The sequence below is a fragment of the Streptomyces sp. NPDC127038 genome (assembly GCF_042725875.1).
In the GTDB taxonomy this organism is placed as follows: domain Bacteria; phylum Actinomycetota; class Actinomycetes; order Streptomycetales; family Streptomycetaceae; genus Streptomyces.
The window spans coordinates 73668-83150 of record NZ_JBHXDQ010000040.1; the positions used below are offsets into that span (position 1 = coordinate 73668).

The 9483-nt window shown below is 71.8% G+C and carries 9 protein-coding genes; 7 read left to right on the top strand and 2 right to left on the bottom strand.

Annotated elements, in window-relative coordinates; genetic code table 11:
• The first annotated feature begins 85 nt into the window (after positions 1-85).
• The 3 genes from ACFWI4_RS25470 to ACFWI4_RS25480 are packed head-to-tail and all read left to right on the top strand — an operon-like array spanning position 86 to position 3196.
• On the top strand, positions 86-1732 hold the full coding sequence (locus tag ACFWI4_RS25470; RefSeq protein ID WP_387200329.1) for a TerD family protein: 1647 nt from the start codon (positions 86-88) through the stop codon (positions 1730-1732).
• Between the two features lie 11 nt (positions 1733-1743).
• On the top strand, positions 1744-2424 hold the full coding sequence (locus tag ACFWI4_RS25475; protein WP_385400722.1) for an AIM24 family protein: 681 nt from the start codon (positions 1744-1746) through the stop codon (positions 2422-2424).
• A gap of 16 nt (positions 2425-2440) precedes the next feature.
• Positions 2441-3196 (top strand): AIM24 family protein, encoded by a 756-nt coding sequence (locus ACFWI4_RS25480; protein WP_387200332.1) that lies wholly within the window; start codon positions 2441-2443, stop codon positions 3194-3196.
• Positions 3197-3429: 233 nt separating this feature from the next.
• Here the strand turns inward: ACFWI4_RS25480 and ACFWI4_RS25485 are convergent, their stop codons facing one another.
• Together ACFWI4_RS25485 and ACFWI4_RS25490 are read right to left on the bottom strand one after the other, a co-directional pair.
• Complete coding sequence (locus ACFWI4_RS25485; RefSeq protein ID WP_387200335.1) at positions 3430-3951, bottom strand: NUDIX hydrolase; 522 nt, start codon at positions 3949-3951, stop codon at positions 3430-3432.
• Entirely contained in the window at positions 3948-5384 is a 1437-nt protein-coding gene (locus tag ACFWI4_RS25490; protein ID WP_387200338.1) for a zinc-dependent metalloprotease, read from the bottom strand. Before ACFWI4_RS25490 ends, ACFWI4_RS25485 begins: the two co-directional genes overlap by 4 nt.
• A gap of 190 nt (positions 5385-5574) precedes the next feature.
• On the opposite strand from ACFWI4_RS25490, the gene ACFWI4_RS25495 reads away from it, so the two are divergent.
• From ACFWI4_RS25495 to ACFWI4_RS25510, 4 genes are all read left to right on the top strand, one after another.
• On the top strand, positions 5575-6690 hold the full coding sequence (locus ACFWI4_RS25495; protein ID WP_385400731.1) for an SDR family oxidoreductase: 1116 nt from the start codon (positions 5575-5577) through the stop codon (positions 6688-6690).
• Between the two features lie 488 nt (positions 6691-7178).
• Positions 7179-7640, top strand: coding sequence for a molybdenum cofactor biosynthesis protein MoaE (locus tag ACFWI4_RS25500; protein WP_385400733.1), 462 nt, complete (start codon positions 7179-7181; stop codon positions 7638-7640).
• Positions 7641-7825: 185 nt separating this feature from the next.
• Positions 7826-8011, top strand: a complete 186-nt coding sequence (locus ACFWI4_RS25505; RefSeq protein ID WP_385400736.1) for a hypothetical protein — start codon at positions 7826-7828, stop codon at positions 8009-8011.
• A 207-nt stretch (positions 8012-8218) separates the two neighbouring features.
• Complete coding sequence (locus ACFWI4_RS25510) at positions 8219-9316, top strand: PDZ domain-containing protein (RefSeq protein ID WP_387200343.1); 1098 nt, start codon at positions 8219-8221, stop codon at positions 9314-9316.
• The last annotated feature ends 167 nt before the right edge of the window (positions 9317-9483 follow it).

Genomic DNA, 9483 nt, shown 5'->3' on the forward strand with positions numbered 1-9483 from the left:
GTCTGCACCGGCTTCGTCCACTTCCGGACTTTGCCGTTAGCCTGGCGCGACGCACTCGCATCGGGATGGGGGACGGTCGTTACGCATGGCCAGGGAATTCCAACGCGGCCACAAGGCCAGGATCAGTGACCTCACCGCGGGCACGGATCTGTACGTAGGCGTACAGATCACCGGCCCCGGACTCACCTTCGACATCAGCTGCTTCGGCCTGGACGCCGACGAACGGCTGTCGGACGACCGGTACTTCGTCTTCTTCAACCAGCCGAAGTCCCCCGAGGAGTCCATCCAGCTGCTCGGCGCGCAGTCGGGCGACACGGAGTCCTTCCGGGTCACCCTCGACCGCATTCCGGCGCAGATCCAGAAGCTGTCGTTCACGGCGACGATCGACGGCGCCGGACAGATGTCGCAGATCGCCCCCGGATACCTCCGCGTCGTCGCGGGCGGTGAGGAAGTTGCCCGGTACGCGTTCAGCGGTGCCGAGTTCTCCACCGAACGCGCCGTGATGCTGGGCGATTTCTACCTCAAGGACGTCTGGCGCTTCGCCGCGGTGGGACAGGGCTTCGACGGCGGCCTCGAAGCGCTGCTGAAGAACTTCGGCGGCGAGGTCGCCGAGGAGGCGCCCGCCGCCCCGCAGCCGCAGCCCGGTGCCGCGCCGTCGTTCGCCCCGCCCGCCCAGGCCGCCCCCGCGCCCTCGTTCGGCGCGCCGCAGGCACCCGCCCCGGCGCCCGCGCAGGGCTTCGCGCCGCCCCCCGGCGCCACCCCGCACGCACCGATGCCCGCGCCCTCGGTGCACGGCGCGCCGACGATCGTGGCCCCGCTGCACACCCCGCCGCCCGGCGCGGTCCCGCCGCCCGGACCCGCGCCCTACGGGCAGCCTCCCGGCTACGGCCAGCAGCCGCCCGGCTATGGCCAGCAGGCACCGGCCGCGCCCCCCGGCTACGGTCAGCAGCCCCCGACGGCACCTCCCGGATACGGCCAGCAGCCGCAGTACGGACAGGTGCCCGGGCAGTACCCGGGCCAGCCCGGCGCCCCGTCCCCCTACGGCGCGCCGCAGGGCGCCCCGCAGGCCGGGGCCGGTGTGACCGCCGCGCTGGGAGCCTTCAAGGAGACGCCCACCGGACAGCGGTGGACCCTTCAGAACAAGAAGCTCATCCGCGCCGACCTCGGCGTCGGCGGCCAGCCGGTACTGGCCCGCCAGGGCAGCATGGTGCTCTACCAGGGCAAGGTCGACTTCAGCTACAAGGGCGCCGGTTTCGCGGGCCGGCTCGTCGGCAACGTGACCGGCCAGGAGATGCAGCTGATGCGCTGCACCGGCCAGGGCCAGGTGTTCTTCGCCGAGAACGCCACCGACGTGCACCCCATCGAGCTCCAGGGCGACGCGATCTGCGTCTCCGCGGAGAACGTCCTCGCCTTCGACGAGTCCCTCCAGTACGAGGTGCGCCGCATCGAGGGACACGGCATCCCCGGGGGCGCGCTGTTCACGATGCAGTTCCAGGGGACGGGGACCATCGTCGTCAAGACGCACGGCGTCCCGGTCGTCCTGCCGGTGACCCCCACGACGTTCGCCGACTGCAACGCCGTCGTCGCCTGGTCCGCCGCCGCGCAGGTGATCGTGTCCAGCCAGGTCAGGATGCGCCGCAACGCCTACGCCGGCGACACCGGCGAGAGCGTGAACCTCCAGTTCCGCGCCGCGCCCGGCAATTTCGTCGTCGTCCAGCCGTACGAGGTCTGAGGGAGCCCGTCATGAACCAGCCACTCGCGGGCTTCGCCCCTGCACCCGTCACCGCGCGCATGGAGAACCACGGCAGTCACATGCTGAAGGTCGCCATGCAGACCGGAAACGACCTCCTCGCGCGCGTGGGGTCGATGGTCGCCTACGAGGGGTTCGTGCAGTACGAGCCCAACCCGCCCGCCGTGCGCCAGATCGCCCGCGACTGGATGACCGGCGAGGGCGCACCCCTCATGAAGTGCTCCGGCGACGGTCTGCTCTACCTCGCCGACTACGGGGCGAACGTCGTCGTCATCAACCTCAACGGGGACGCGATCTCCGTCAACGCGACCAATCTGCTCGCCTTCGACGCCCACCTCACCTGGGGCGTCGAGCGGGTCAAGGGGCTCGCCAAGTTCGCCGGACAGGGTCTGTGGAACACCAAGATCTCCGGTCAGGGCTGGGTCGCGCTGACCTCCCGCGGCACCCCGATCGTCGTCGACTGCGGCGGCGGTGAGGACGAGACGTACGTCGACCCGGACGCGCTCGTCGCCTGGTCCCCGAACCTCAAGGTGAAGGGCAAGCGCAGCTTCAAGGCGCAGTCGCTGATCGGCCGCGGCAGCGGCGAGGCGTTCCAGATGGCGTTCTCCGGGCAGGGCATCGTCGTCGTCCAGCCCAGCGAGGACAGCACCGACCGCCTCCGGTTCCGGGGCTGAGGGGGAGCAGGACATCATGCAGAGCCCGCTTTTCGGCTACAACGAGCAGCAGACCCAGGACCGCTACAGCCTCCAGAACGCGCAGCTGCTGCGCGTCGTCCTGGAGGGCCACGACGACATCCTGGCCCGCAAGGGCACCATGGTCGCGTACCAGGGCCTCGTCGAGTTCGACGCCGAGTACCAGAACAGCAGCCAGCACCGCTCGCGCGCGTACACCGGTGAGGGCCTCGACCTGATGCGCTGCCACGGGCAGGGCACGGTCTACCTCGCCAACCTCGGCCAGCACGTGCACATCCTCGACGTCGAGCAGGACGGTCTCACCGTCGACAGCAGCTATGTGCTGGCGATGGACTCCGGGCTGCACCACGAGGTCATCGCCGTGGACAGCCAGTACGGCATCTCCGGCTCCGGCAAGTACCAGCTCAACATCACCGGGCGCGGCAAGGTCGCGCTGGTGACCTCCGGGTCGCCGCTGATGATGCAGGTCACCCCGGACAAGTACGTCAACTGCGACGCCGACGCGATCGTCGCCTGGTCCACCGGTCTGCGCGTGCAGATGCAGGCGCAGACCCACTCCTCGGGAGTGTGGCGGCGCCGCGGCAACACGGGTGAGGGCTGGGAGCTCAGCTTCATGGGCAGCGGCTACGCGCTCGTGCAGCCCAGTGAGCTGCTGCCGCCGCAGAACGCGGTGATCGGGCAGGGGCTGCGCGCCCAGTACGGCATGGGCCAGCAGGGCGTGCACGCGCAGAACCAGGGCAACGTCTGGAGCTGACCGGCACGCCGTACGGACCACGGCGGTCCCGTGAGCAGTGGCACGGGGTACGCCGGTCCGCCGGGCACGGGTAAGGGGCGACCGTCCATGGCGGTCGCCCCTTACCCGTCGGGTCCCACGCGACGTACACGTCGGGTCCCACGCGACTCACACCTCGGGGTCTCACGTGACACGTGGGTGCCCGGCCGGGTGCGCCGGTGTGCCTCGCGGCACGCGGGTGCCCTTCGCGGCGGTCACAGCCGGGCGCGGGCCGCCTCCAGAAGTCGTACGACCGAGTCGTCGGCCACCTCGGCGACCTCGTCGTAGGCGAACCACCGCAGGTCGAGGGACTCGTCGCTGATGGCCTCGACGGCGTCGGCCGGGGCGATCGCCGCGTACTGGACGTCGAGATGCCAGTGGCAGGGCGCCGGGATGGCGTGCCGGTCCAGCGTCACGGGGCCGCCCGGCAGCAGGGTCAGACCCGCGACACCCGACTCCTCCGTCGCCTCGCGCAGGGCGGCCGCGGCCAGCGTCGCGTCGCCCGGCTCGCAGTGCCCGCCCATCTGGAGCCACATCCGCAGCTTGCGGTGCAGCGTCAGCAGGACACGCCCGCGTGACGGGTCGATCACCAGGGCGCTCGCCGTGACGTGTCCGGCGTGGCAGGCCTTCCACATCCCGTCCGGGTGCTCGGACAGGTGGTCCAGATAGACCTGGCGCAGCTCTTCCTGGCCCTCGTACCCCTTCAGTACGAGGACCGCGTCGTCGTGCAGGCTCACTCGGCGCCGTCGCCCTTGCCGGAGTCCCCGGCGTCCCCGGAGTCGTCCTTCTTCAGGTTGGGCTTCTCCGCGGTGCCGCTCGCGGCCTCGCCGAGCATCTTGTCGAGCTCGGAGAAGTCCATGTGCTCGCGGTGCACGAAGCCGTCCGGGTCGTCCAGGTCGGAGGCGGTCGGCAGCATGTCCGGGTGGGCCCACAGACCGTCCCGGCCGTCCACGCCGCGCGCGTCGGTGAGCGAGGCCCACAGACGGGAGGCGTCGCGCAGCCGGCGCGGGCGCAGCTCCAGACCGATCAGGGTGGCGAACGTCTGCTCGGCGGGGCCGCCCGTGGCGCGGCGGCGGCGCAGCGTCTCGCGCAGCGCGTCGGCCGAGGAGAGCCGCGGCTTGGCCGCCGAGTGCACGACCGCGTCCACCCAGCCCTCGACCAGCGCGAGCGCCGTCTCCAGGCGGGCCAGCGCGGCCTTCTGCTCCGGCGTGTCCTCCGGCTGGAACATGCCCTGCTGGAGCGCCTGCTGGAGCTCCTCGGGGTTCTGCGGGTCGAACTGGCCGACCACGTCCTCCAGCTTCGCGGTGTCGACCTTGATCCCGCGCGCGTAGCCCTCGACCGCGCCGAACAGGTGCGAGCGCAGCCACGGCACGTGGGCGAACAGACGCTGGTGGGCGGCCTCGCGCAGGGCGAGGTAGAGCCGCACCTCCTCCTGGGGGACGCTCAGGTCCTTGCCGAAGGACGCGATGTTCAGCGGCAGCAGCGCGGCCTTGCCGACCGGGCCGAGCGGCAGACCGATGTCGGTCGAGCCGACGACCTCGCCCGCGAGCACGCCCACGGCCTGGCCGATCTGCGTACCGAACATGGCGCCGCCCATGGAGCGCATCATGCCGATCAGCGGGCCCGCCATGGCCTGCATCTCCTCGGGCAGGACATCGCCCATGGCCGCGCCGACCCGCTCGGCGACCGGGTCGACGAGCTCCTTCCAGACGGGAAGGGTCGCCTCGACCCACTCCGCCCGGCTCCAGGCCAGGGCGGAGGCGGCACCGGACGGCAGGGACGTCGCGTCGTCCAGCCACAGATCGGCCAGACGGACGGCTTCCTCGACGGCGAGCTTCTCGGCGTGGCCGACGCTCGCGTCCTTGGTGCCGTCAGAGGTGCCCTGGGCGACCGTCTGCCGGGCGATCTGCTTGGCCATGTCCCAGTTCACCGGTCCGCCCTCGTACGAGAGCATCTGCCCCAGCTGCTGGAACGCGGCGCCCAGGTCGTTGGGGTTCATCGAACCGAACATGGCTGCGAGCGGATTGTCGGCGCCGGGGCCACCGGCTCCGGGCAGCCCGAAACCGAACGGTCCCTGACCACCGCCGCCCTGCTGGTCCTTCTTCTTGCCCTCGTCGCCGTTGTCCGGCTCCTCCGGCGGAAGGCCGAATCCGAATGGGGTGTCACTCACGGGATTCCTCGGCTGGTAAGGCCGCCGGTTCGTTCCGACGGCGGCTGCCCACAACACCACCCAGCGTAGACACCTGAACCCGATCGGGCCTCGGTGCTTCGCCGACTCGTCGCCTGCGGCAGGATGGATGCCACCTGGTAGGGGCGCGTCACACGCGCCCGTTACTGAAGACAACCGCTGGAGACGCCCGGTGAGTTCCCCAGATCCGCAGGTTCGCGCAGCGCGAAACCACTCAACCAGCCCAGCCCCGCGCGGCCCCGTCGTCGCGGTCACCGGCGCCGCGGGCGGTGTGGGGGCGCTGCTCACCGAGCGGCTGGCCGCCAGCGAGGAGATCAAGCAGGTCGTCGCCATCGACGAGCGGCGCGGGGACTGCGCCGACGCCCAGTGGCACATCCTGGACGTCCGGGACCCGGCGATCGCCGAGAAGCTGCGCGGAGCGGACGTCGTGGTCCATCTGGCGCTCGACCTCGATCTGGAGACGGACGCGGCGGCCCGGACCGCCTACAACGTCCGGGGGACGCAGACCGTGCTCACCGCCGCCGCGGCGGCCGGGGTCCACCGGGTCGTGCTGTGCACCTCGGCGATGGTCTACGGAGCGCTGCCCGACAACGAGCTGCCGCTGTCGGAGGACGCCGAGCTGCGGGCGACGGCCGAGGCGACGGGTGTCGGCGACCTGCTGGAGATCGAGCGGCTCGCGCGCCGGGCGCCGCGCGCGCACCCTGGTCTGAACGTGACCGTCGTACGGCCCGCGGTCCTCGTGGGCGGCGGTACGGACACCGCGCTGACCAGGTATTTCGAGTCTCCCCGGCTGCTCGTGGTGGCGGGATCGAGGCCGGCCTGGCAGTTCTGTCACGTCGAGGACCTGTGCGCCGCCCTGGAGTACGCGGTCGTCGAGAAGGTCGAGGGCGAGCTGGCCGTCGGGTGCGACGGGTGGCTGGAGCAGGAGGAGGTCGAGGAGCTGAGCGGGATCCGGCGGATGGAGCTGCCCTCCGCGGTCGCGCTGGGCGCCGCCGCCCGCCTCCACCGGATCGGGCTCACTCCTTCGCCCGCCGGTGACCTCGCCTACACGATGTACCCCTGGGTGATCAGCGGGAGCCGGCTGCACGACGCCGGATGGCGGCCGCGCTGGACCAACGAGGAGGTCCTGGCGGAGCTGCTGGAGGAGGTCGCGGGGCGGCACACGGTGGCCGGCCGGCGACTTGGCCGCAAGGACGCGACCGCGGCGGGTGCGGCGGGCGCGACGGTGGCCCTGCTGGGCGCGGCGGCCGTGGTCCGCCGGGCCAGGAAGGCCCGCCGGAGGTTCTGACCCGGGCCGCGCCCTGCCGCCCTCCGCCGCGGCCCCCGGTCGGGCATCAGGTCTGGCCCCAGGGCGGGCACCAGGGCCGTGCCGGGCGACGCGGTCCCGAGCCGCCTTCGCCTTGCCAGCCTGCGCCCTGCCGGCCCGCGGCCCACGGCGCCCATGCGCTCCGCGGCCTGCGCCCCCACCGAGCGGGCCGCTCGCACCGACACGCCCGTACGGCGCCCCGCGGGCCCGCGTGCGACGCCGCCGCCCGCGCCCCGGCCCGTGCGCCACGGCGCGCCGAGTGGCTCCCTCGTACGGCCCCCCGCGTGCGCCCCGTGGGCCCCCGCGCCACGGTGCCGCCCGCGCCACGGCCCGTGCGCCACGGCACGCCGCGTGGCTCCCCTGTACCGACGACACGCCCGGGGGTTCTGGAGGAGGCTCCAAGCCGTACGCGCGCGTGCCGGGTGAAAGCCGTATTCCAGGGGTTCGGCGGGGTACGGCACGATGGGGGCATGGCACCTACCTACGACCACCCCGGTGAGCGGGCCGCTCAGGATCCGGTCCGGCTGCTCGCGATCCGCGACGAACCGCTCTCCCTGGACGAGGTCTTCAAGGCCGTCGGGGACGACGCCGCCGGAGGGACCGCGCTGTTCGTGGGGACCGTACGCAACCACGACGGGGGCGCCGACGTGGACGCGCTCGGGTACTCGTCCCACCCCACCGCGGAGGCGGAGATGCGCCGGGTCGCCGAGAAGGTGGCCGCCGCCTACCCCGTGCGGGCGCTGGCCGCCGTGCACCGGGTCGGCGACCTGCGGGTCGGGGACCTGGCCGTGATCGTCGCCGTGTCGTGCCCGCACCGGGGCGAGGCCTTCGAGGCCTGCCGCATGCTCATCGACGACCTCAAGCACGAGGTGCCGATCTGGAAGCACCAGACGTTCTCCGACGGCACCCAGGAATGGGTCGGCGCCTGCTGAGACCTGCGGGATCGGCCGGCACCGGAGGCTTACCGGGGGCTGACCGACTTCTCACCACCGTCCGGTTGCGTAACCCGGGCCCTGCCGTGAGCGTTGACAGTGCGGATGGTTAATCTGCTGAACAGTGCAGATGTCAAATCTGCTGATCAGTCAGTTGCGGTCGCTCATGGGGATGGGAGGTCGACATGGCGGCGCTTGCCTGGTTGCTGATTCCGCTGATCGCCGCGATCGGTGCCAGTCTGTGGGGCGGTTGGGCCGGCCGGAATCGCAAGGCCGCGGGAGACGGAGTCGAGCTCGCCGGCTACACCCGCTTCCGTGAGGCCATGGAACGGACCGACGTCCGGGAGAAATCCCACTCCGACGCGGTCTGAGGTCCGCGGTCCGTCCCCACGCCCGGCGCGACGCGTCGTCCGGGCGTTCGACGGACCGCTTCCGGCCCCCGGTGGCCCACGCTCTTGCCGAACGCTTCGGACGACCGCCCGGAACACGGCATTCGTGCCGTTCGGGCGGTCTCCGGACCCACCACGTACGGACGGCCCCGACGGTGCGCTTACAGCACTGTCCCGTACTGTCGTTCCATGCCACGCCGCACCGCGACGATGCTCGCCTCCACTCTGATCCTGATCGCGCTCCTGTGCGCGGGAGTGTTCATCAAAGTGCCGTACTCGGAGATGTCACCGGGTCCCACGGTGAACACGCTGGGTGACCACGACGGCGAGCCGGTGCTGCAGATCTCGGGCCGCAAGACGTACCCGACGACCGGAAACCTGAACATGACCACGGTCCGGGTCACGAGCGCCGACTACAACATGAACCTCGTCGAGGCCGTGTACGGCTGGCTGGCGCACGACAGCAAGATCGTGCCGCACGACACGCTGTACCCGGACGGCAAGACCGAGCAGCAGTCGACGCAGGAGAACGCCGAGGAGTTCAGCCAGTCCCAGGAGAGCGCCAAGGTGTCGGCCCTCAAGGAGCTCGGCATCCCGGTGAAGTCCTGGGTGATCGTCTCCACCGTCGTCAAGGGCTCCCCGTCCGAGGGCCGGCTGCACGCCGGTGACGTCATCAAGGCCGTCGACGGCACGGTCGTGAAGGCGCCCGACGACGTCGCGAAGCTCGTCACCAAGCACAAGCCCGGCGAGAAGGTCGTGTTCACGATCGTCCCCGCCAAGGAGCAGGCCGCCGCCGTGAAGGACCACACCACGGCGACCGCGACCAAGAAGGTGACGATCACCACGGTCAAGTCCGACGACGGCGGCACCGACCGGGCCATCGTCGGGATCTCGGCCGGGACCGACCACACCTTCCCGTTCACCATCGACATCAAGCTCGCCGACGTCGGCGGCCCGAGCGCGGGTCTGATGTTCTCGCTCGGCATCGTGGACAAGCTCACCCCGGGGAACCTCACCGGAGGCAAGTTCGTGGCCGGCACCGGCACCATCGACGACAACGGCAAGGTCGGTCCGATCGGCGGCATCGACATGAAGACCGTCGGCGCGCGCAGCAAGGGCGCCGAGTACTTCCTGACGCCCAAGGACAACTGCGCCGAGGCCGCGAAGGACACCCCCGACGGGCTCAGGCTCGTCAAGGTCGGCACCATCGACGACGCGATGAAGGCCCTCAAGGACATCAGCGCCGGCCGGACCTCCGACCTGCCCAAGTGCACCGCCAAGGGCTGACGGACACCGTCCTTAAGTGACTGGGGGGGGGCCCCCGGCCCCCCGGGGGCCCCCCCACCACGTCCCCCCCCCCGGGGCCGGGGGGGGGGGGGGGGGCCCGGGGGGGGGGGGGGGGGTGTGCCGCCGCCGCGGTGGTGTCGGGGAGCCGTCCTTGAGCGTAGGGGGCC

Coding starts and splice junctions, on each gene's coding strand:
- ACFWI4_RS25470 (WP_387200329.1), top strand. CDS start 86: ATGGCCAGGGAATTCCAACGCGGCCACAAGGCCAGGATCAGTGACCTC.
- ACFWI4_RS25475 (WP_385400722.1), top strand. CDS start 1,744: ATGAACCAGCCACTCGCGGGCTTCGCCCCTGCACCCGTCACCGCGCGC.
- ACFWI4_RS25480 (WP_387200332.1), top strand. CDS start 2,441: ATGCAGAGCCCGCTTTTCGGCTACAACGAGCAGCAGACCCAGGACCGC.
- ACFWI4_RS25500 (WP_385400733.1), top strand. CDS start 7,179: ATGGCACCTACCTACGACCACCCCGGTGAGCGGGCCGCTCAGGATCCG.
- ACFWI4_RS25505 (WP_385400736.1), top strand. CDS start 7,826: ATGGCGGCGCTTGCCTGGTTGCTGATTCCGCTGATCGCCGCGATCGGT.
- ACFWI4_RS25510 (WP_387200343.1), top strand. CDS start 8,219: ATGCCACGCCGCACCGCGACGATGCTCGCCTCCACTCTGATCCTGATC.